The 21,967-nt window shown below is 65.7% G+C and carries 21 protein-coding genes and 1 riboswitch; of the genes, 11 read left to right on the top strand and 10 right to left on the bottom strand.

Translation table 11 applies throughout. The annotated features are described in order from the left end of the window. The first annotated feature begins 8 nt into the window (after window positions 1–8). From K410_RS0125015 to K410_RS0125005, 3 genes are read left to right on the top strand one after another with little or no spacing between them, the layout of a single operon-like run. Window positions 9–1,004, top strand: a complete 996-nt coding sequence (locus K410_RS0125015; RefSeq protein WP_049820199.1) for an efflux RND transporter periplasmic adaptor subunit — start codon at window positions 9–11, stop codon at window positions 1,002–1,004. Further along, a complete protein-coding gene (locus K410_RS0125010) occupies window positions 1,001–4,225 on the top strand; it encodes an efflux RND transporter permease subunit (protein WP_028137403.1) in 3,225 nt (1,074 codons plus the stop codon). Before K410_RS0125015 ends, K410_RS0125010 begins: the two co-directional genes overlap by 4 nt. Before the next feature lie 10 nt (window positions 4,226–4,235). Next, window positions 4,236–4,592, top strand: a complete 357-nt coding sequence (locus K410_RS0125005) for a carboxymuconolactone decarboxylase family protein (RefSeq protein WP_028137402.1) — start codon at window positions 4,236–4,238, stop codon at window positions 4,590–4,592. Window positions 4,593–4,670: 78 nt separating this feature from the next. On the opposite strand, the gene K410_RS0125000 is transcribed toward K410_RS0125005, so the two are convergent. The 3 genes from K410_RS0125000 to K410_RS0124990 all read right to left on the bottom strand — a co-directional run bounded on the left by K410_RS0125000 (window position 4,671) and on the right by K410_RS0124990 (window position 6,122). Further along, entirely contained in the window at window positions 4,671–4,994 is a 324-nt protein-coding gene (locus tag K410_RS0125000; protein ID WP_028137401.1) for a hypothetical protein, read from the bottom strand. Between the two features lie 104 nt (window positions 4,995–5,098). Continuing rightward, on the bottom strand, window positions 5,099–5,503 hold the full coding sequence (locus tag K410_RS0124995) for a hypothetical protein (RefSeq protein WP_028137400.1): 405 nt from the start codon (window positions 5,501–5,503) through the stop codon (window positions 5,099–5,101). 376 nt (window positions 5,504–5,879) lie between these two features. Next, window positions 5,880–6,122, bottom strand: coding sequence for a PilZ domain-containing protein (locus K410_RS0124990; protein ID WP_028137399.1), 243 nt, complete (start codon window positions 6,120–6,122; stop codon window positions 5,880–5,882). A gap of 182 nt (window positions 6,123–6,304) precedes the next feature. Here K410_RS0124990 and K410_RS0124985 point away from each other — a divergent pair, with 182 nt between their 5' ends. Continuing rightward, complete coding sequence (locus K410_RS0124985; RefSeq protein WP_028137398.1) at window positions 6,305–6,598, top strand: HdeA family protein; 294 nt, start codon at window positions 6,305–6,307, stop codon at window positions 6,596–6,598. A 104-nt stretch (window positions 6,599–6,702) separates the two neighbouring features. On the opposite strand, the gene K410_RS0124980 is transcribed toward K410_RS0124985, so the two are convergent. Continuing rightward, window positions 6,703–7,167, bottom strand: a complete 465-nt coding sequence (locus K410_RS0124980; RefSeq protein ID WP_028137397.1) for a PaaI family thioesterase — start codon at window positions 7,165–7,167, stop codon at window positions 6,703–6,705. 341 nt (window positions 7,168–7,508) lie between these two features. On the opposite strand from K410_RS0124980, the gene K410_RS0124970 reads away from it, so the two are divergent. Together K410_RS0124970 and K410_RS0124965 are read left to right on the top strand one after the other, a co-directional pair. Beyond that, window positions 7,509–7,808, top strand: coding sequence for a hypothetical protein (locus K410_RS0124970; RefSeq protein WP_028137395.1), 300 nt, complete (start codon window positions 7,509–7,511; stop codon window positions 7,806–7,808). A 105-nt stretch (window positions 7,809–7,913) separates the two neighbouring features. Then, complete coding sequence (locus K410_RS0124965; RefSeq protein WP_028137394.1) at window positions 7,914–8,168, top strand: hypothetical protein; 255 nt, start codon at window positions 7,914–7,916, stop codon at window positions 8,166–8,168. Window positions 8,169–8,188: 20 nt separating this feature from the next. On the opposite strand, the gene K410_RS0124960 is transcribed toward K410_RS0124965, so the two are convergent. After that, on the bottom strand, window positions 8,189–8,422 hold the full coding sequence (locus K410_RS0124960) for a DUF6894 family protein (protein ID WP_018316629.1): 234 nt from the start codon (window positions 8,420–8,422) through the stop codon (window positions 8,189–8,191). 341 nt (window positions 8,423–8,763) lie between these two features. On the opposite strand from K410_RS0124960, the gene K410_RS0124955 reads away from it, so the two are divergent. Beyond that, window positions 8,764–9,021: a DUF2798 domain-containing protein gene (locus K410_RS0124955; RefSeq protein ID WP_028137393.1), complete on the top strand. Its 258-nt coding sequence runs from the start codon at window positions 8,764–8,766 to the stop codon at window positions 9,019–9,021. A gap of 651 nt (window positions 9,022–9,672) precedes the next feature. Here K410_RS0124955 and K410_RS40540 read toward each other — a convergent pair. Together K410_RS40540 and K410_RS0124940 are read right to left on the bottom strand one after the other, a co-directional pair. Further along, window positions 9,673–9,840, bottom strand: a complete 168-nt coding sequence (locus K410_RS40540) for a hypothetical protein (RefSeq protein WP_063831431.1) — start codon at window positions 9,838–9,840, stop codon at window positions 9,673–9,675. A 149-nt stretch (window positions 9,841–9,989) separates the two neighbouring features. Next, window positions 9,990–10,190, bottom strand: a complete 201-nt coding sequence (locus tag K410_RS0124940) for a hypothetical protein (protein ID WP_028137392.1) — start codon at window positions 10,188–10,190, stop codon at window positions 9,990–9,992. A 371-nt stretch (window positions 10,191–10,561) separates the two neighbouring features. Here K410_RS0124940 and recA point away from each other — a divergent pair, with 371 nt between their 5' ends. After that, a complete protein-coding gene (gene recA, locus K410_RS0124935) occupies window positions 10,562–11,650 on the top strand; it encodes a recombinase RecA (RefSeq protein WP_028137391.1) in 1,089 nt (362 codons plus the stop codon). Window positions 11,651–11,751: 101 nt separating this feature from the next. After that, window positions 11,752–12,744, top strand: a complete 993-nt coding sequence (locus tag K410_RS0124930) for a hypothetical protein (RefSeq protein ID WP_028137390.1) — start codon at window positions 11,752–11,754, stop codon at window positions 12,742–12,744. 147 nt (window positions 12,745–12,891) lie between these two features. On the opposite strand, the gene gcvP is transcribed toward K410_RS0124930, so the two are convergent. The 3 genes from gcvP to gcvT all read right to left on the bottom strand — a co-directional run bounded on the left by gcvP (window position 12,892) and on the right by gcvT (window position 17,446). Further along, entirely contained in the window at window positions 12,892–15,759 is a 2,868-nt protein-coding gene (gcvP, locus tag K410_RS0124925; RefSeq protein ID WP_028137389.1) for an aminomethyl-transferring glycine dehydrogenase, read from the bottom strand. A 160-nt stretch (window positions 15,760–15,919) separates the two neighbouring features. After that, on the bottom strand, window positions 15,920–16,288 hold the full coding sequence (gene gcvH, locus K410_RS0124920; protein WP_028137388.1) for a glycine cleavage system protein GcvH: 369 nt from the start codon (window positions 16,286–16,288) through the stop codon (window positions 15,920–15,922). Between the two features lie 9 nt (window positions 16,289–16,297). Then, window positions 16,298–17,446, bottom strand: a complete 1,149-nt coding sequence (gene gcvT, locus K410_RS0124915) for a glycine cleavage system aminomethyltransferase GcvT (RefSeq protein WP_028137387.1) — start codon at window positions 17,444–17,446, stop codon at window positions 16,298–16,300. A 142-nt stretch (window positions 17,447–17,588) separates the two neighbouring features. Beyond that, window positions 17,589–17,679: riboswitch (glycine riboswitch) on the bottom strand. 315 nt (window positions 17,680–17,994) lie between these two features. Between gcvT and alaS the strand changes: the two genes are divergently transcribed. Together alaS and K410_RS0124905 are read left to right on the top strand one after the other, a co-directional pair. Beyond that, entirely contained in the window at window positions 17,995–20,676 is a 2,682-nt protein-coding gene (gene alaS / locus K410_RS0124910; protein WP_028137386.1) for an alanine--tRNA ligase, read from the top strand. Window positions 20,677–20,682: 6 nt separating this feature from the next. After that, complete coding sequence (locus K410_RS0124905) at window positions 20,683–21,909, top strand: cyclic nucleotide-gated ion channel (protein WP_028137385.1); 1,227 nt, start codon at window positions 20,683–20,685, stop codon at window positions 21,907–21,909. Window positions 21,910–21,967 lie beyond the last annotated feature (58 nt).

Genomic DNA, 21,967 nt, shown 5'->3' with positions numbered 1-21,967 from the left:
TGCGATGTATGGCGAGATATTTGGGCCTGCTGGCTGCCTTGGCGGCGACAGGCCTGTTTGCAACAGCAGCGACGGCAGCCGAGACACTCGTGGTCGCGCGGCAATCGATCGCGGACGAAAAGGCGGTATTCGCCACGGTCGAAAGCACCAGCGTGGTTCCCGCGCGCGGACGCATCGGCGGCACGGTGGCTCAGCTCAAGGTCAGGGAAGGGGATCGCGTTGCCGCCGGCCAGGCGATCGCGGCCATCGGTGACGAGAAGCTCGTGCTGCAAATGAAATCACTCGACGCCCAGATCGAGGCACTGCAGGCGCAGGCCAACCAGGCGCAACTCGACTTCACCCGAACCGAGGGGTTGGTCGAGCGCGGTATCCTGCCGCGGATCAAGCTGGACGAGCAGCGCACGGCGCTCAACGTCGCCGAGAACGGGCTGCGGGCCAAGACCGCCGAACGTGCCGTCATCAACGAGCAGCTCAACCAGGGACAGGTGCTCGCGCCGGCGGACGGGCGTGTGTTGAAGCGGCTGATCACCGTGGGATCCGTCGTGCTCGCGGGCGATCCCATCGTCACCGTCGCCCAGCAGAATTTCAAGCTGCGGCTGCGCGTGCCGGAGCGCCATGCGCGCTTCCTCAAGGCCGGCGACAAGGTCCGCGTCGATGGCGCGGAGCTGGCGGGAGAAGCCTCGAAATGGGGCGTGGTCGACCTCGTCTATCCCCAGATCGAGGAGGGGCGCGTCATTGCGGATGCCACGGTCGATGGGCTCGGTGAATATTTCGTCGGCGATCGCTTGCGGGTCTGGGTCGCCGCCGGAACGCGAACGGCCTTCGTCATTCCCGCAGGCTATGTGACGACGCGGTTCGGTATCGACTATGTCCGGATCCGGAAGGGCGACGAGACGATCGACGTGCCGGTGCAGCGCGGTCGCGACGTGCCGACGCCGTCGCTTCCCGACGGTCTCGAAATCCTGTCGGGCATCCAGGCCGGCGACCAATTGGTGCGGCCGTGAATCTTGGATTGTCAGGACGGTTGACCAGGTCAACCATCGCATCGCCGCTCACCCCGCTGTTCCTGATCGGGGCGCTGGTCGTGGGGCTGATCGCCGTCGTGGCGATCCCGCGCGAGGAGGAGCCGCAGATCAGCGTTCCCATGGTGGATATCCGCGTCAATGCCGACGGCCTGCGCGCGCCCGACGCGGTGGAACTGGTGAGCAAGCCGCTGGAATCGATCGTCAAGGGCATCGACGGCGTCGAGCACGTCTACAGCCAGACCGAGGACGACCGCGTGATGGTCACCGCGCGCTTCCTGGTCGGCACCAAGTTCGAGGATGCCATCCTGCGGGTGCACGAGAAGATCCGCGCCAACCTCGACCGCATTCCCGTCGGCATTCCGGAACCGCTGATCGTCGGGCGGGGCATCAATGACGTTGCGGTGACGGTGTTGACGCTGTCGCCGAAGCCCGAGGTCGCCAGCCGCTGGACCGACAAGGACCTCTACGAGCTCGCCGACAAGCTGCGCGCGGAGCTGATGAAGGTCGACGACATCGGCCTGACCTACATATCCGGCGGCGCCGCGCAGCAGATCCGCGTCGAGCCCGATCCGGAGAAGCTGTCGCTGTTCGGCGTCACGCTTCAGCAGCTCGTGGCCAAGGTCAAGGATGCCAACCGCTCGTTCCTGGCCGGGCAGGTTCGTGATGCCGGCATCGTGCGGGGCGTCGCGGCGGGGCAGACTTTGTCCGGCATCCCCGACATCGGACTCTTGCTGATCACGAGCCGCGACGGCCGACCGGTCTACGTCAAGGACGTCGCCTCCGTCGTCGTCGGTCCGAGCACCACCGAGCATCGCGTCTGGACGGATTCGCGCGGGGCCGCCGGGCAGTGGGCGCGGACGCCGGCCGTCAGCCTGGCGCTGGCCAAGCGGGCCGGCGCCAATGCGGTCGTGGTGTCCGAGAATATCGCGGAGCGCCTCGAAGGGTTGAAGTCGCGCCTGATCCCCGAAGATGTCCAGGTGACGGTGACGCGCGATTACGGCGAGACCGCCAACGAGAAGGCCAACGAGCTGCTGTTCCACCTCGGCCTTGCGACCGTCTCGATCGTCGTCCTGATCGCGGTCGCGATCGGCTGGCGCGAAGCGCTGGTGACGTTCGTCGTGATTCCCACCACGATCCTGCTCACGATGTTCGCCGCCAACCTCATGGGCTACACGATCAACCGCGTCAGCCTGTTCGCGCTGATCTTCTCCATCGGCATTCTCGTCGACGACGCCATCGTCGTGGTCGAGAACATCGCGCGGCACTGGGCCATGCGCGACGGCCGGCCGCGCCTGCAGGCCACCATCGAGGCGGTGGCGGAGGTCGGCAACCCCACCATCGTCGCGACGCTGACCGTGGTCGCCGCGCTGTTGCCGATGCTGTTCGTGTCAGGCCTGATGGGACCCTATATGGCGCCGATCCCGGCCAACGCGTCGGCCGCCATGCTGTTCTCGTTCTTCGTCGCGATGGTGGTGGCGCCCTGGCTGATGCTCAAGCTCGCGCCGAGGGGCGAGGTTGCCTCGGCGCATGCGGAGCACGACGAAGGCCGGCTCGGCCGGCTGTACCGGCGCTTCGCCACGCCGATCGTGCGGAGCAAGCGGTCGGCCTGGTTGTTCCTGCTCGGCGTCGGCATCGCGACGCTGCTGTCGATGACGCTGTTCGCGACCAAGTCGGTGACGGTCAAGCTGCTGCCGTTCGACAACAAGTCCGAGATCGCCGTGGTCGTCGACCTGCCGGAAGGCGCGAGCCTGGAGGCGACCGAGCGTACGCTGTTCGGCGCGGCCGAGATCGCACGGCAATTGCCGGAGGTCACTTCGGTGCAATCCTATGCCGGCACGCCGGCGCCCTTCAATTTCAACGGCCTGGTGCGGCACTACTACCTGCGAGAGAGGCCCGAACTCGGTGAGGTGCAGGTCAACCTGGCTGCGCGCGGCGAGCGAAAACGCGCGAGCCATGAGATCGCGCTCGAACTGCGCGAGAAGCTGAAGGCGCTCGATCCGCCCGCGGGCACCAGCATCAAGGTGGTCGAGGTACCGCCCGGGCCGCCGGTGCTGTCGACGCTGCTCGCCGAGGTCTATGGTCCCGATGCGACGACGCGCCGGGCGGTGACGGCCGAGCTCAAGAAGATCTTCGCCGAAGTGCCGTTCATCGTCGACATCGACGATTCCATCGGCGAGAAACGGCCACGGCTGCGGCTCTCGATCGACCAGGACCGCCTCGAATTCTTCGGCGTCGAGCAGCGCGACGTCTACGACACGATCCAGACGCTGTTCGGCGGCACCTCGATCGGCTATTCGCATCGCGGCGAGGACCGTAACCCGATCGAGATCGCGGTGCATCTCGGAAAGCGCGATCTGGTCTGGGACGAGGCGCTGGCTTCGACGCCGGTGCCGGCCAACACCGTGCCCGGCAGCAAGACCGTGGTCGAGCTCGGCCAGGTCGTGAAGGCGACCATGGAAGAAGGCTCGCCGACCATCTTCCGCCGCGACGGCCGCTTCGCCGACATGGTGATGGCCGAGCTCGCCGGGCGCTTCGAGGCGCCGCTCTACGGCATGCTCGCGGTTGCCGATCGGGTGGATGCGCATGATTGGGGCAAGCTGCCGAGGCCCGCCATCAGCCTGCACGGCCAGCCATCGGACGAGTCGCGCCCCACGCTGCTGTGGGACGGCGAATGGGAGATCACCTGGGTGACCTTCCGCGACATGGGGGCTGCCTTCGGTGCGGCCATCCTCGGCATCTATGTGCTGGTCGTCGCCCAGTTCAGGAGCTTCCGTCTGCCGCTTGTCATCCTGACGCCGATTCCGCTGACGCTGATCGGCATCCTGATCGGGCACTGGCTGCTGGGGGCGCCGTTCACCGCGACCTCGATGATCGGCTTCATCGCGCTCGCCGGCATCATCGTGCGCAACTCGATCCTGCTGGTCGACTTCATCAGGCACAGCGGCGGGGACGGCAAGTCGCTGCGCGAGGTGGTGCTGGAGGCCGGCGCGGTCCGCTTCAAGCCGATCCTGCTCACCGCGCTTGCGGCCATGATCGGAGCTGCGACCATCCTGCTCGATCCGATCTTTCAGGGATTGGCGATCTCGCTGCTATTCGGGCTCGCCTCGTCAACCTTGCTCACCGTGCTGGTGATTCCCGCGATCTACATCGCCTTGCGCGCGCCGCGTGAGGTGGCTCCGACCACAGCCAAATCCAGCTAACGAGGGTCCGATGGACAAGAACTACGTCGACATCACCAGGAACATCTCCGCCAACCTGAAGAAGCTGCGCAGCGACATTCCCGATACGATGAAGGGATTCTCCGCACTCGCCCAGGCTGCCACGCGTGACGGCGCGCTGGACAAGAAGACCAAGGAGCTGATGGCGCTGGCGCTCGGCGTCGCCGCGCATTGCGACGGCTGCATCGGCTTTCACGCCGAGGCGCTCGTCAAGCTCGGCGCGAGCCGCGAAGAGATCGAGGAGACGCTCGGCATGGCCGTCTACATGGGCGGCGGGCCCTCGCTGATGTACGCCGCGGATGCGATCGCGGCTTACGAGCAGTTCCAGCAGCAATCGACCGCCGCATGACGGCGGTACCTCGTAGGGACATGTGAACGAGACCGGGCGAATCGTCTCGTCCGGTCCCGGCCCTTACGTCTTCACGGATTACCAGCGGTCGCCCACGCCCACGCCGACGCTGACGCCAGGCGCGCGAATGCCGACGCGCGGGCCGTCATCGTAGTGACGATGATACGTCCGACGCTCATAGTAGCGATCACGCGGCATGTAATTGTAGGAATCGCGCACGATCACGCGCGAGCCGCTGCGCGTGCGATAGCAACGGCCGGCGTCGTCGCAGACGAGCCGCACCTGCTGAACCAGATCCGGATTGGTGTACTCGCTGGTCGTGTAGATATCGGAAGCCTTCGCGCCCGAGACGGCTGCCAGGGCGCCCACGCCCGCCAACAGCGCAATCGCAAATGTCTTCATCGTGTCCTCCTCGAAACTGCCCTCGGCGGTAACAAGAAGGGGAGGCGGCGATCGTTCCCGCCGCAATGCTCGTTTTTCCCGGAACCGTCGGTCGGCGCCGGTTCCTAGGCCGGCTCGTATGTCTCGGTGCCGCAGATGTCGTCGGCTTCGGCCCGCCGGCGGTCCACGACCTTCCCGCCGTTGATCGTCACGATGTAGGTCTGGGCGCCGAGCGAGGTGCCGGTCGCGGAGGTGAGCTGGGCGCGCACGCAAGCGGTCCAGCCCGGCCCGCGCACCTCGCGACGGGGCGGGGCGACGTGCACCTCGCGCGGATAGGAGGTGGCTAGGAAAACCACATCGATCTGCTCGCGCACCACACGCTTGACGTCGGGAGGCGCTTCGGGCGGGGGTTGCTCGGCCTCCTTCATGCGCATGAACTCGGGCACCGGCGCGCGGCTGTCGGCAAAGCCGCAGGCACCGAGCGCGAGCGCGCCGCCCAGCAGCGCCGCATGAGCAATGATCCGTAACATCCGTGAAAGTCCCCTGCGGGCGGACAGATAGGCACGAATGCGGTTGGGCGAAGTCCTTGCCGATCAAGATTTGCTGAGGCCTCCACAAGCCCTAGAACCCGCGGCATTGCTATTCCGCGATTGCGGGCCAGCTTGTACCCCAGACGCAGGGGATTGCGCCGATGAGGGTTTTGGTCATCGCGGCCGCCGTGCCGGCGCTGACCGCTGCCTCGGCGCAGGGCCGGCGGCCGCCCAGCTTTACCTGCGGGATCCAAGACGAGGCGGTCGCGCCTGCCGCGCGCGTGACCGCAAGCCTGCGCTGGCGTTGCCGTCGCCGTGCCGCGCAATCATCATTGCCTTGTGGATGCGATGCGAACGCTCGTTCACATCGCGGGCGCTAACGCACAAAGGCGAGGCCGACGCGCTTGTCACGGCGCCAAACTGTGCGACAATTCCGCACGAACTCGTCGCGCGCGATCGAGAGCGTGAACGATTGCGGTAACATGACGGGGGCGTCGAGGTCGATCGCCGCGCCGCCCGCCGACATGTTTCGCACCGTGCAGGCGAAGCCGTTGTTTTCGAAGGTGATCGTTCCACCCTTGAAAACACGGTGGCGCTGCGCTGTACGCTTCTCGATCATCGGCGTCGGTCCATCACGATGATTGTGGAGTAATGCATAGAAATTACGTTGAACTAAACTCAATATCGGCGCTGCTCGCACGGCGCTTCAGACTTCATTTACGACGTTCGAGCGGAGAGCCTCTCCGCCGATTTCCCTGCAAGCTTTTCTTTTATGGCGTCACGGCGCCGATGGAGATTCCGATGAAGACCACGTTTTCGCTTCTGTTCGCCGCTGCGCTCTCGCTGTCGTCGATGCCCGCCCACGCCGTCAAATGGGACCTTTCGACCATGAGCTGCAAGCAGTTCCTCGAGAGCGGCGAAGACAACATCCAGGTCGTGCTGACCTGGATGGATGGCTGGTACAAGGGCGACGAGGACAACGCGATCATCGACACCGACGTGTTCATCGCGAACGCCAAGAAGTTTGGTGCCTATTGCGGAAAGAATCCGACCGCCAGCATCGTCACGGCGGCTGACGAGGTGCTCGGCAAGTAGCTGGAAGTGCGGACCGAAGCGCCGGCCGCAGTTGCGGCTGGGGTCTCGATGCGATCGTGATGGAGAGCCGCGGTGCGCTTTGCGCGCGCGGCTCTCGCTTTTGATCAGCCCGGCAGCATCGCGAACGCGCTGGATATCATCGCAGCCGGCTTGCTGTCGGTTGCCGACAGCAGCGTGACGCGGCCGAAGCTCATCGTGCGCCCGAGCCGCACCACGCGCGCGTCCGCCAGCACGTCCGACGAGGACACCGCGCGCATGAAATGCGTGGTCTGGTCGACCGTCGTCATCGGACGATAGCCGCGATTGGCGGCAAGGATCGCGATCACCATCGCGGTATCGGCGAGCGCCATCAGGGCCTGGCCGCAGACCACGCCGCCATGGCGGCACAACCGCTCCGAGAACGGCATGCGCAGCAGCGCGCCCGGCTGCCAGTCCGGCGCGTCCGCCGGCTGCACGTGCTCGATGCGCTCCACCGCGAGGTTGAGGTCCTGGACCCAGGGCGCAAAGACCTCGCCGAGGATGCGTCTGGCGTCGGGGAGGCCGAATTCGGCGTCTGGCTGGCTTTGCATTGCTGTGGTGCTCTCCTGTATTGCCGGATGTTTCGTCCCATTGTGTGCGCATCGGCGCGGCAAAGTCACCGGTCTCGCGGCGGTGCAGTCGGCTTGAAAATGCCCGACTTGGCCCGGTATGATGCCTTGCTTGGGAACGGGTGGATGATGTTGCGTCGGTGTGTCCTCGTCTTTGGTATGATCGCCCTCGGCTTCGCGCTGAGCGGGTGCACCAAATGCGGCCCGATCTGGGACGATTGGCTGCATGGGCCCAAATCGTGCCGGTCGGACCGGTCCTAGCGGGCCGCTGACGGCCCCCGGCGCGGGCGATCCGTGCCTCATGGATGATCAAGGAGTAGACGATGAAGCTTTTCCGTATGGCGGCGGTGCTGCTGGCGGCGCTGGCGGGACCTGCCTATGCGCAAATGCCCAATATCAATCTGATGCAGGATGGCCCGAGCAAGTCCCCCGAGGAGAAGGCTGCGGAAGCCGAGCGCGAGAAGGCCTACAAGGAAACGCTGAAGAAGATCCCGGAATCCAAGGCGTCCAACGATCCCTGGGGCGGCATGCGCGCGGATCCGCCGAAGCAGCCGGCGGCGCCGAAGGCATCGGCCGCGAGCAGCGCGCCGAAGAAGACCAAGAGCGGCACGGCCGCCAACTGACCAAAGCTTCGTCCGGGGCGGCACAGGCCTTCGGACAGGACTCCTCTTCGGCCGGCCCGCGCCCTACATTTGCCTCTGAGCGTAGCGCGTAGAGGAGGGCAGGACATGGCCGATCGTCCGCGGGATCTCGCCGAGCGGATGGCGCGCCGGCGCAAGGCGGCCGGCAAGCCCGGCCCAGCTTTCGGCGACGGCTATCTGCGCGAGACCTTCACGCTGCCGCGCGCGGCGGCGCGGGAACGGGCCCAGGCCTTCTTCGCCCGCTACCCCAAGGCTGGCTATATGAGCGCGGTCGAGACCTGGCGCGAACTGCCGGGCGGCGACATCGAATTCACCATGCGGCGGCTGCCCAGCGCGGACTGAAGCCGGCCTCGAGCCTCGTCCTAGTCGAGGGTTTCGGCGACGATGCGGATCCGGAAGACGGGCTCCTTGGCCTCGTCCAGCAGCTCCATGTGCCATTCGGAATTTTCCTGGAGCTTGCGCGCAATGCCGGCGGTCATGTCGGCGCAGACATTGGTCATCTCTTTCCAGGCCGAATCGCGATCGGCAAATTCCGTCGCCTGGTCGGCGCAGCCGGAATAACGGCCATTCCGGATACGAAAGAAATAGAGCGGCATGGCTGGCACCGATCGCGCGTGACGGCCTCGCCCCAAGGCCACGGGCGCGCGCAGTCCAATCCCAAACCCGCGTCAGATCAATTCCGGGCGGCTACGGATGATGCCGCCGCCCGCAGACATGATGATCGTCGTCAAATTCCCGCGACAAGGAAAATCTGTTGGTTGACGGTAGGTTACCCCGTGGTTCTCCGACCAAGAACAGAGTTCCTGGGCTGCATCCAGTCGCGTTCTTTGCGCCGATGGGCGGCACGCGACGCAGACCAGTCCCCGCCAACGGCTTCCGATGCACGCGGCGGCATGTGCCTTGCTTGCGTGATGACGGCAAACAACATGGGTCCGCCATGCTCGGCATTCCCCGTCGCTACAGTCATTTCGTGTTCGGGATCATCCAGTCCGGGCTGACCTCGCTGATCGCGGCGGGGATCGCCAGCTTGCCCGCCGGCAGCGCGACGATCTTCCTCGGCCACTGGATGGCGTCGTGGCTGATCGCCTGGGCCGCGATGCTGCCGATCGTGCTCCTGGCCGCGCCCGCGATCCGCGCCTTCGCGCTGCGCCTGACCCGGGAGGAGGGGGATCCGCGCGCCGGCAGCCAGGCATGAAAAGCCCCGCCTGGGGAGAGCCAAGCGGGGCGGAGAGTCGTTGGAGGCTGAGGTGCTGGGCTGCAACGCCATAGCCGCATCATCCTAGCCGGCTCCGCTTACGGCAGCCTGACAGGCGGCAGGTTGGCGGCCCGAGCCGAGGCCGCAGACTGGCCCCGCAGCGGTCCCAATTTCGACATCCGTTCGCACAACTGCGGTCACACAGGTCGGCAAGATTCCAGACCGTTCGGCGCAGCCATGGGGGAAACGTGGCTCGCCGACGATGGGGTGGCATCATGGATAACGTAGAGCGGTCGTTCGCCGCCGCGACAGCGGCTGGCTTCGTGGTGCTGGTGATCGGCCTCGTGCTGCTGGCGCTGCTGTAGGGCGGGCACCGCCGGCAGTCGTGGCCTGCGATGATCGCAGGTCGGCATGCGGCCAATCTCAAAAAATTGGAAAACAACCCCATGCACAGTAGGTCGCATGGAAATTCTGGTGTTCTCTCAGTGGTGATCGAGGTGTTTGAATACCTCAATGATTTGTGGCGCCGGCAAGGCCACGCGGCGGCCGCCTCGTCGCCATGACGCACCCCTGCAGGTCGGTCGATCCCGAACCGGCTGGAAGCGTCAGCCGCCACGCCGCTGTCGGTTCCGAAGCCGGTCGCTGCAGGCTCTAGTGGATCTTGATGTCATTCAGGGGAAGATGGAGCTCGCTGGCGCGCTCTTCGCGATCCTTCCTGCGGAACTCGTTTTCCGTGCGCTCGAACTTCATCATCTCCTCAAGCGCCGCCTCCGGCAGAGGTTTGCGCCTGATCGTTTCGCGGTGCTCATTGTCCGTCATGTCTGATCCCCAGAGTTGCGGTCTCGTCCTGGAGAAGGCCTGGGACCGCGAAAAGGTTCGGTGCCGCAGGATTGCGAAATTATGACGACGAGCCAGCCTCGTCGATGCGCGCCAGCTTCGTCCGGGGGCGGAATGTTGCGGCCGCGCGACTATTTCGGCGGTTGCAGCCCGGGGGATTTGACCCAGTCGTGCAGATGATTGGCTAATTCAGCCTGGCGCGCCTTCTTGAGGAGGGCGTCCCGCTCGGGGCCGGGAGGCAGGCTGGCGGCGTCCTCCTTGACCTGCTTCACCCACGCCGAGAGCCGGTCTTGAAGGGTCAGTTGTTGCTTGAAACGTCGCCGCTTGAACATGGCACGATCCTGTCCGTGCGCGGAAGGACGTGAGCGCAATCGGGGTTCTCATCATCGGTAGCCGCCGCGGTCCCGCGCGGGGTGATGATTGATCAGGATCCATAAACGGAACGGCGTCTGTTCAGTTGTGTGCACAGCGCACGGACGAGCCGGATGGCTGACCATCGCTGGTTGCTCACGACGAGCAACCTCACCGGCAATAAGGACCTCCGGCATTCAACCTGGGGTTAGGCTGAAACACGGGACGGCCGTCCAATCGCAAAAGAACATATTGCGAACCTAGAACAAATGGAGTACATTGCATTTATCGACGCGCCGCCCTCGCAACTGTTTGTCCCTCGCGCGAATCCTCGCCATAAGGAGCACGACCTATGTCCGCCACTGCCCTGCGTATCGTCGAAGGATCTTCCATGGACAAGAGTAAAGCTCTGGCCGCCGCGCTCTCCCAGATTGAGCGCCAGTTCGGCAAGGGCTCGGTGATGAAGCTCGGCAAGAACGACCGGTCCATGGACATCGAGGCGGTGTCGTCGGGCTCGCTCGGGCTCGATATCGCGCTCGGCATCGGCGGCCTGCCCAAGGGGCGCATCGTCGAGATCTACGGGCCGGAATCCTCAGGTAAAACCACGCTGGCGCTGCATACGGTCGCGGAAGCGCAGAAGAAGGGCGGCATCTGCGCCTTCATCGACGCCGAGCACGCGCTCGACCCGGTCTATGCCCGCAAGCTCGGCGTCAACATCGACGAGCTCCTGATCTCGCAGCCCGACACCGGCGAGCAGGCGCTGGAGATCTGTGACACGCTGGTGCGCTCCGGTGCGGTGGACGTGCTGGTGATCGATTCGGTCGCGGCGCTCGTGCCGAAGGCCGAGCTCGAGGGCGAGATGGGCGATGCGCTGCCGGGCCTGCAGGCCCGCCTGATGAGCCAGGCGCTGCGCAAGCTCACGGCCTCGATCAACAAGTCCAACACCATGGTGATCTTCATCAACCAGATCCGCATGAAGATCGGTGTGATGTACGGCTCGCCGGAAACCACCACCGGCGGCAACGCGCTGAAATTCTATGCTTCCGTCCGCCTCGACATCCGCCGCATCGGCGCGATCAAGGAGCGCGACGAGGTGGTCGGCAACACCACGCGCGTCAAGGTGGTCAAGAACAAGCTGGCGCCCCCGTTCAAGCAGGTCGAGTTCGACATCATGTACGGCGAGGGCGTCTCCAAGATGGGCGAGATCCTCGATCTCGGCGTCAAGGCCGGCATCGTCGAGAAGTCCGGCGCCTGGTTCTCCTATGACAGCCAGCGCCTCGGCCAGGGCCGCGAGAACTCGAAAGCGTTCCTGAAGGCCAATCCCGACATCACCGCCAAGATCGAGACCGCGATCCGCCAGAACTCTGGCCTGATCGCCGAGCAGATCCTGGCCGGCACGCCCGAGCGCGATGCCGACGGCGAGGAGCCGGCGGACGAGTAAGCCTTAACGCGAAGAGTTTTTCGCGAGGAGCGGGCACTGAGGACGTTGAGTTGCCGACGTCTTCGGTGTCCGTTTCGTTTTGAGGGTGGGGTGCGGCGGCCATGCAGCGTGTGATCCTGACCAGTTCGGCGGGCGTCGGTCTTGCTCTCGCCGATCGCGCCGACATGGTGGTCCCGTTCATCTATCGTTTCGTTTCGGGGCCGCTTCCCACGCCTCACCACCTCATCGATTATCTCGGCGCCAGGTGGCCATTAAACGAGATGCACTGGTCGGATTGCGTCAGGGTCGATCAATCGCCCCTTCTCAGGCGCCAGGATCGGGCGGGTGGGTTGCTCTGGGTCTGCCAAACTTACGGGGTCGATTTCATCGAACTGTGGTTCGATCCTGAACCCAACAGTCAATTGCAGCTGATCTGGATCCTCGATTATGTGCGCTCCGAGCCGTCACTCACTGGAAGTTTGAGACTGCGACGCGTCGATTTCAATCTGCGCGAAGCAGATCCCTCGGAACTTCGTCATCGTGACGTTCGGCAGTTCGATATCGTGGAAAGCGATCTTGGGATCGCCAGCATGGCCTGGGAAGCTTACCGCGCGCCGACGCCAGAGCTTTGCGCCGGGCTGCTCGGCCGGCCGCTCGGCAAGCTGCATTTTTTGAAGCCGGCCATGGAAGACCTACTCGCAGAATTGCCGTCGCCGGCGACGGGACTGGGGGCGACCGAGACGCGGCTTCTCGAGCGGATTGCGGGCGGACACGATCGTACCGATGCGCTGTTTCGGCCGGGCGCGTTGGGGACACACATCTTCGATCAGTGGGAGCTCGGCACGCTGCTCGAAGGACTCGCATTCGGCCCGGCGCCAGCGATCGCGGGCTTGGACGGCAAGCTGGCGACACTCGATCCGGACAACGTGAGAAGTCGCAACGCTGCCTTTCGCCGCAGCCGGCTGTCGCTGACGGCGTTTGGCGAAGCGGTCCTGGCGGGCCGGGAGGATTTTCGCCGTCACAACCCAATCAAACGCTGGTGGGGCGGCACACTTCTCACCAATGAACGGCTGTGGCGGTGGGATGGCGAGCGCCGGTTGTTGATCTCGCCCTAGCGGCGCATTCAGCGTTGTAGGGTGGATTAGCCGGAGGCGTAATCCACCACTGTTTATCTCCGCGAAAGCTGAAGTGGTGGGTTACGCCGGCGGCCTGCGCTTCGCGCGACCGCCCGCTAACCCACCCTACGAAACCTCCGTCGCGTCTTACTCCGCAGCTTCTGCGTAATCGCTCACCGGCGGGCAGGAGCACACCAGGTTGCGGTCGCCATAGACGTTGTCGACGCGGCCGACCGGGCTCCAGTACTTGTCGGTGCGCGAGGTGCCGGCGGGGAAGCAGCCCTCGCTGCGGGTGTAGGCGCGCGTCCAGTCGTCATCGGCGATGTCGTGCACGGTGTGCGGCGCGTGGCGCAGCGGCGAGGCTTCGATCTTGAAGCGGCCGGCCTCGACCTCGGCGATCTCCTTCCGAATCGCGATCATGGCGTCGCAGAAGCGGTCGAGCTCGGCCTTCGATTCCGACTCGGTCGGCTCGATCATCAGCGTGCCCGGCACCGGGAAGCTCATGGTCGGGGCGTGGAAGCCGTAGTCGATCAGGCGCTTTGCGATATCGTCCACCGTAACACCAGAACTCGTCTTCAGCGGACGGGGATCGACGATGCACTCGTGGGCGACACGGCCCTTCTCATTCCTGTAGAGCACCGGGAAGTGCGGATCGAGGCGCGCTGCGATGTAATTGGCGTTGAGGATCGCGATCTCGGTGGCGCGCTTCAGGCCTTCGCCGCCCATCATCAAAATGTAGATGTAGGAGATGGTCAGGATCGAGGCCGAGCCGAACGGCGCGGCGGAGACCGGGCCGACCGGGGCATCCGCCTGCGTTGCCGGGTGTCCGGGCAGGAACGGCGCCAGGTGCGCCTTCACGCCGATCGGACCCATGCCGGGGCCGCCGCCGCCATGCGGGATGCAGAAGGTCTTGTGCAGGTTGAGATGGCTTACATCGGCACCGTAATCGCCGGGTCTGCTCAGGCCGACCTGGGCGTTGAGGTTGGCGCCGTCGAGATAGACCTGGCCGCCATGGCCGTGCACGATCTCGCAGATCTCGCGGATATGCTCCTCGAACACGCCATGGGTCGAGGGATAGGTGATCATGATCGCGGCGAGATCATTCGAATGCTTCTCGGCCTTGGCGCAGAGATCGTTGACGTCGACGTCGCCGTTCTTCTCGCAGGCGACCACCACCACGTCCATGCCGGCCATCGCGGCTGACGCCGGATTGGTGCCGTGGGCGGAGGAGGGGATCAGGCAGATCTTGCGGTGCGTCTCGCCCCGCGACGCGTGATAGCCGCGGATCGCGAGCAGCCCGGCATATTCGCCTTGCGCGCCGGAGTTCGGCTGCAGCGAGATCGCGTCATAGCCGGTGATGTCGCACAGCCAGCTCGAAAGCCGTGCGAACAGGGCGTGATAGCCCGCGGCCTGCTCGCGCGGCACGAACGGATGCAGCGTCGCGAATTCCGGCCAGGTCAGCGGCATCATCTCGGTGGTCGCGTTCAGCTTCATGGTGCAGGATCCCAGCGGGATCATGGCGCGGTCGAGCGCGAGGTCGCGATCTGAGAGCTTGCGCATGTAGCGCAGCATCTCGGTCTCGGAGCGATGCGCATGGAACACCGGATGGGTGAGGAACGCGGTGGTGCGCTTCAGCGCCTCCGGCAGCGCTTCGCGCGTGGTCGCGTCGATCTCGGCATAGGCGAGCGTGCCGCCGAAGGCGCGCCAGACCGCTTCGACCGTCGCAGGCGTCGTGGTCTCGTCGAGCGCAATGCGCAAGGCGGTTTCGCCGACGCCGAGATTGATCTTCTCGGCGGCCGCGCGCGCGACGATCTCGGCGCGCTTGGCGCCGGCATCGACGCTCAGCGTGTCAAAGAAGGTCTCCGATTGCGGCGCAAAGCCGAGCTTGCGCAGGCCGCTCGCCAGCACCGCGGTGCGGCGATGCACGTTGCGCGCCATCTGCGAGAGGCCTTCGGGGCCGTGATAGACCGCATACATCGAGGCGATCACAGCAAGCAGGACCTGCGCGGTGCAGATGTTGGAGGTCGCCTTTTCGCGGCGGATGTGCTGCTCGCGGGTCTGCAGCGCGAGCCGATAGGCCGGCATGCCGCGCGAATCCACGGAGAGGCCGACGATGCGGCCGGGCAGCGAGCGCTTGAGCGCATCGCGCACCGCCATATAGGCCGCGTGCGGTCCGCCATAGCCCATCGGCACGCCAAAGCGCTGCGCCGAGCCGATCGCGATGTCGGCCCCGAGCTCGCCGGGCGAGGCGATCAGCGTCAATGCCAAGAGATCGGCGGCGAGAATCGCGAGCGCGCCCTTGGCCTTCAGCGCCGATATCGCGGGCCTGAGGTCGCGCAATGCGCCCGAGGAGCCCGGATATTGCAGCAGCGCGCCGACCACGTCCGCCTTGTCGAGATCGGTGAGGGGATCGCCGACGATCAGGCTCCAGCCGAGCGGCTCGGCGCGGGTGCGCATCACCGCCAGCGTCTGCGGGTGCACGTCCTGGTCGACGAAGAACGCCTTTGCCTTGACCTGCGAGTGCCGCTCCGCCAGCGCCATGGCTTCGGCGGCGGCGGTGGCCTCATCGAGCAGCGAGGCGTTGGCGACGTCGAGCCCGGTGAGGTCGCAGATCATGGTCTGGAAGTTGAGCAGCGCTTCCAGCCGGCCTTGGCTGATCTCGGGCTGGTAAGGCGTGTACGCCGTGTACCAGGCCGGATTTTCCAGAATGTTGCGCTGGATCACCGCGGGCAGGATGGTGCCGGAATAGCCTTGGCCGATCAGCGAGGTGAAGACCTGGTTCTGTCGCGCCAGCTCCGTCATGTGCGCGATCGCCTCGGTCTCGCTCAGCGGCTTGCCGAGATCGAGCGGGGCGGCCTGCCGGATCGCGGCCGGCAGCGTTTCCGCCATCAGGGCGTCGACGCTCTTGGCGCTGACGGTCTCTAACATGGCGGTGACGTCGCGCGCCGACGGGCCGATATGGCGGCGAACGAAACTGGCGGCGGTGTCGCCGTTGGTCTTGCGGTGCGCGGTCATCATTGGGTCCTCGCTTTAGGAGTTGCTGTCATCGCCCGCGAAGGCGGGCGATCCAGTACGCCGCAGCTTCTCGGCTCCAGCCGAACCGCCTGCGTTTACTGGATGCCCCGCCTTCGCGTGGCATGACAGTGAGTATGTTGAGACGGCTCGGGTCATGTCTTCACGCCGTGTGGGCCTTGTAGGCGGCTTCGTCCATGAGGCCGCCGAGCTCGCTCTTGTCGGCAATCTTGATCTTGAAGAACCAGGCCTTGCCCTGCGCGTCCGAGTTCACCAGCGCCGGCTCGGATGCGAGCTCGGCATTGGCCTCGAGCACTTCACCCGAGATCGGGGCGTAGACGTCCGAAGCCGCCTTGACGGACTCGACGACGGCGGCGGCTTCGGCCTTCTTCAAGCTCCGCCCGACCTTGGGCAGTTCGACGAACACGACGTCGCCGAGCTGCTGCTGGGCGTAGTCGGTGATGCCGACGGTGGCGACATCGCCGTCGATCGCCAGCCATTCGTGATCAGAGGTGTACAGCGTCGTGGTCATTTCGAATCCTCAGCGTTTGTAGGTGTTCTTGACGAAGGGCATGGCGGCGACGGCGAGCGGCAGCCGCTGGCCGCGCACCTCGGCGAACAGCTTGGTGCCGAGCGCGCTCAGATTGGTGGGCACGTAGCCCATCGCCACCGGCGCATTCAGGCTCGGGCCGAAACCGCCCGAGGTGACTCGTCCGATCGGCTCGCCGGCATTGGCGTCGGCAAACAGCAGCGCGCCCTCGCGCACCGGGGCACGGCCCTCGGCACGCAGGCCGACGCGGCGGCGGGACGCGCCGTTGTCGAAATGCGCGAGGATCTTGTCTGCGCCGGGAAAGCCGCCGGCGCGCGCGCCGCCGCTGCGGCGGCTCTTCTGCACCGACCATTCCAGGGCGGCCTCGACCGGCGTGGTCGTGGTGTCGATGTCGTGGCCGTAGAGGCAGAGGCCGGCCTCCAGCCGCAGGCTGTCGCGGGCCCCGAGGCCGATCGGCAGCACGTCGGGATTGTCCAGCAGCGTCCTGGCGAGGCGGTCGGCATCGCCCGACGGAACCGAGATCTCGAACCCGTCCTCGCCGGTGTAGCCGGAGCGCGAGACGAAGCACTTGATGCCGGCGACCTCATGCGGACCGGAATCCATGAACTTCATGGACGGCGCCGCCGCACACAATGTCGCCAGCACCGTTTCGGCCTTCGGGCCCTGCAGCGCGAGCAGCGCGCGGTCGGCGAGGGGATCGATCACGCAGTCGTCGGACAGATTCGCCCGCAGATGCGCCTCGTCCTCCGCCTTGCAGGCGGCGTTGACGACCAGGAACAGGTGATCGCCGAAATTGGCGACCATGAGATCGTCGAGGATGCCGCCGTCCTTGTTGGTGAACTGGGCATAGCGCTGCCGTCCCGGCGCAATCGCCACGATGTCCTGCGGCACCAGCCGCTCCAGCGCGCGGGCGGCGTCCTCGAGCTTGCCGGACTTCGGCCGGAGCGCGATCTGGCCCATATGGGAGACGTCGAACAGGCCGGCTTTGGTGCGGGTATGAAGGTGCTCCTTCAGCACGCCCGCGGGGTATTGCACGGGCATGTCATAGCCCGCGAACGGCACCATCTTGCCGCCCAGGGAGACGTGAAGGTCGTAAAGGGGCGTCCGTTTCAGGGAGTCTTGGTCGTGCGCTAGCATCATGGGGGCCCTCGGCGGTTCCCCGGGGACGATTCCCCTGAGGACACCAGTCGAAGCCCCATCTGTCGCTGTGCCTGAGAGTATTATCCCGTCGGCGGACGCAGTCCGGGTCTAGACCCGTCGGCGCCTCTTTCCAGATGCTGTCAAAGCCACGCGGTCCTTTTGCCTGAGAGTTTCCGGGGCGGTTGCTCCTTCGGCGCCGGCTGCCTAAAGCCGGTCTCTCCCGACGTGGCCGTACGATACAGATGGGTAGAGACCACAGGCCAGCCAAGCCTGTCAACGCGTCCGCGCGCCCTATCAACGGGATTGCAGCGGAATTGAGCGGCTGCGGCAACCCTCTGATCTGCTTGCACAGTTTCTGGACAGGAAAGCTGGCCTTGTCTAAAAGCGCTTTGGCCCGCAGATATCAGCCTTAACGTTACGGTTTGGATGGCGAGAAGCGGGTTCTAAAGCGCGTCATCGCGCTTTAGCTCTTTGTTTGAGCATGATCTTTTCGGAAAACCGCTTCACACTTTTCCGGATCATGCTCTAGCACACCCGATTGGATGAACATGAGCGGCGTCAACGAGATCAGGTCGACCTTTCTGAACTTCTTTGCCGAGAACGGCCACGAGATCGTGGCGTCCTCGCCCCTCGTGCCGCGCAACGATCCAACGTTGATGTTCACCAATGCCGGCATGGTGCAGTTCAAGAACGTCTTCACCGGCGTCGAGAAGCGGCCCTATCAGCGCGCCACCACCTCGCAGAAATGCGTGCGCGCCGGCGGCAAGCATAACGACCTCGACAATGTCGGCTACACCGCGCGCCATCTCACCTTCTTCGAGATGCTCGGCAATTTCTCGTTCGGCGACTATTTCAAGGAGCGCGCGATCGAGCTTGCCTGGAAGCTGATCACCGGGGAGTTCGGGCTCAAGAAGGACAAGCTGCTCGTCACCGTCTACCACACCGACGACGAGGCGGCGGGCCTGTGGAAGAAGATCGCCGGCTTCTCCGACGACCGCATCATCCGCATTCCGACCTCGGACAATTTCTGGGCGATGGGCGATACCGGCCCGTGCGGCCCGTGCTCGGAGATCTTCATCGACCGAGGCGATCACATCTGGGGCGGGCCTCCCGGCTCGCCGGAAGAGGACGGCGACCGCTTCCTCGAATTCTGGAATCTCGTGTTCATGCAGTTCGAGCAGGTGACGAAGGAGGAGCGCCAGCCGCTGCCGCGTCCCTCGATCGACACCGGCATGGGCCTGGAGCGCATGGCCTGCATTCTGCAGGGCGTCGAGAGCGTGTTCGAGACCGACCTGTTCCGCCATCTGATCGAGGCGACCTCGTCCGCGCTCGGCAGCGGGCCGAACGAGCAGAATGTCGCCTCGTTCCGCGTCATAGCCGACCATCTACGCTCCTCCGCGTTCCTCGTCGCCGACGGCGTGCTGCCCTCGAACGAGGGCCGCGGCTACGTGCTGCGCCGGATCATGCGGCGCGCGATGCGCCATGCGCAGCTGCTGGGTGCGCAAGAGCCGCTGATGCATCGGCTGGTCTGGGCGCTGGTGCGCGAGATGGGCCAGGCCTATCCCGATTTGATGCGCGCGGAGAATTTGATCGAGGAGACGCTGCGGCTGGAAGAGACCCGCTTCCGCAAGACGCTGTCGCGCGGCTTGGCGATTCTGGACGAGAAGAGCGCGTCCTTAAAGAAGGGCGACATGTTTGACGGCGACGTCGCCTTCACGCTGTACGACACCTACGGCTTCCCGCTCGACCTGACGCAGGACGCGCTGAAGTCGCGCGGCATCGGCGTCGACCAGGCCGCGTTCACCGACGCGATGGAGCGGCAGAAGGCCAAGGCGCGCGAGTCCTGGAAAGGCTCGGGCGAGGCGGCCTCAGAGGCGATCTGGTTTCCGCTGCGCGAGAAGCTCGGCGCCACCGAATTCCTGGGCTACGAGACCGAGAGCGCCGAGGGCGTGGTGTCGGCGCTGGTCAAGGACGGCACTGAGGTCACCAGCCTGAAGGTCGGCGACATCGGCGCCATCGTGCTGAACCAGACGCCGTTCTACGCGGAGTCAGGCGGCCAGGTCGGCGACACCGGCGTGCTGACGGGCGAGGGTGGCATCAAGTTCCGCGTCACCGATACGCAGAAGAAACTCGGCGATTTCTTCGTCCATATCGGCAAGGTCGAGCAGGGCGAAGTGAAGCTCGGTACCGCGCTGCAGCTCGAGGTCGATCATACTAGGCGCACCTCGATCCGCGCGCATCATTCGGCGACGCATCTCATCCACGAGGCGCTGCGCCAGGTGCTCGGCGACCACATCGCCCAGCGCGGCTCGATGGTCGCGCCTGACCGGCTGCGCTTCGACTTCGTGCATCCGAAGCCGATCACGGCGGAGGAGCTCGCACGCGTGGAGGACATCGCCAACGAGGTGGTGCTGGAGAACGACGAGGTCACCACGCGGGTGATGGGCGTCGACGAGGCGCGCGAGGCCGGCGCTCGCGCTCTGTTCGGCGAGAAATACGGCGACGAGGTCCGCGTCGTCTCGATGGGCAGAACGGCGCGCGAGCGCGGCGCCAACGCGCTCGGCTGGTCGGTCGAGCTGTGCGGCGGCACGCATGTCAGGCGCACCGGAGACATCGGCCTGATCACGGTGACGAGCGAGAGCGCGGTGGCGTCCGGCGTGCGCCGCATCGAGGCGCTGACCGGTAATTACGCGCGCAGGCACGCCAACGAGACCATGGCGCTGGCGAAGACCGCGGCGAACGAGCTGCGCACCTCCCTCGACGACGTTCCGGCGCGCATCGCCGCGCTCATGGAGGAGCGCAAGAAGCTCGAGCGCGAGCTCTCCGACGCGCGCAAGAAGCTGGCGATGGGCGGCGGCACCTCCGCCGGGAGCAATGGCGCGGCTTCGGCCGTGCGCGAGGTCGGCGACGTCAAGCTGATGGCGCGCGCGGTCGAGGGCATCGAGATGAAGGATCTCAAGAGCCTGGCCGACGACGGCAAGAAGCAGATCGGCTCCGGCGTCGTCGCCATCGTCGGCGTCACCGAGGACGGCAAGGCGGGAATCGTGGTCGGCGTGACGCAAGATCTCACTGCGCGTTTCAACGCCGTGAACCTCGTCCGCATTGCCTCCGAGGCGCTCGGCGGCAAGGGCGGCGGCGGCCGGCCCGACATGGCGCAGGCCGGCGGCCCCGACGGCGCCAAGGCGACCGAGGCATTAGCTGCGATCGAAAAAGCGATGGCAGGCGCTTAAGTCGCCATGTCCTCCGTTCCGCGAGGACGTGGGCTTCGCGATCCCAACGTGAGGGATCGCCTCTACGAATTGCTGGAGCACGACCCGCTGGCCTATTCGGCCGGGTCGCGCTTCATCCAGCTCATCGTCGGCCTCATCGTGCTCAATGTGGCTGCGATGATCCTGGCCTCGGTGCCAGAGCTCGACGCGCAGTTCGGCGTGCTGTTCGCGGGCATCACCATCCTCTCGGTGATCGTGTTCGCGCTGGAATATGCCGCGCGGCTGTGGACGGTGGCCGGCCACACCCAGCGCAAGGGATCCGCGCTGTCCGACCGGCTTGGCTATGCCTTCTCGGCGCTCGGCCTCATCGACCTCATGGCGTTTCTGCCCGCGGCCATCGTGCTGGCCACCGGCGAGCACCCGACGCTCGCGGCGCTCGGCGTGCTGCCGTTCTTCAAGCTGATCCGCTATTCCCCGGCGATGCGCTCGCTGCTCGCCGCCGTGCATGCCGAGCGGCGGGCGCTGATCGGCTGCATCGTGATCCTGATCGGCGCGGTCCTGACCTTCGCCTCACTGCTCTACGCCATCGAGCGCGACGTGCAGCCGGACAAGCTCGGCACCATCCCGCAGGCGATGTGGTGGGCAATCGTGACGCTCGGCACCGTCGGCTACGGCGACGTCGTGCCGGTGACGCCACTCGGCAAGCTGATCTCCACATTCGCCATCGTCAGCGGCTTCGCCATGATCGCGCTGCCGGTCGCGATCATCTCCACCGCCTTCGCGGAAGAGGTCAAGCGGCGCGACTTCGTCGTCACCTGGGGCATGCTGGCGCGGGTGCCGCTGTTCTCGCATCTGTCGGCCGCGGAGATCGCCGACATCATGCGCCTGCTCCGCGCACGCACCATCGAGCAGGGCGAGGTCCTGGTGCGGCGGGGCGATGCGGCCTCGTCGATGTACTTCATCGCCGCCGGCGAGGTCGAGATCGCGCTGCCGAGCCAGCATGTGCACCTTAGCGACGGCACCTTCTTCGGCGAGATCGCGCTCTTGCACAAGACCAAACGCAGCGGCACGGTGACGGCGACCCGCAAGACACGCCTGCTCGTGCTCGATGCCCAGGATTTTCACGCCTTGATCGCGCGCATGCCGACGCTCGCCGACCACGTCCACACCACCGCCAAGGCAAGGCTCGCCGACACCGGCGATCTCGCACTCGCCGAGCTGGCGCAGGCGGAGGAGGAAGGCACGGGCCGCTGACTGAGCGCGCCTGAAAAGCAAACGGGCCGCGCTTTGGCGCGGCCCGCGATGATGTCCG

This window comes from Bradyrhizobium sp. 22, assembly GCF_000482425.1.
GTDB classification, from domain to species: Bacteria; Pseudomonadota; Alphaproteobacteria; order Rhizobiales; family Xanthobacteraceae; genus Bradyrhizobium; species Bradyrhizobium japonicum_B.
This window is presented reverse-complemented; position numbering and strand designations above follow the sequence as displayed.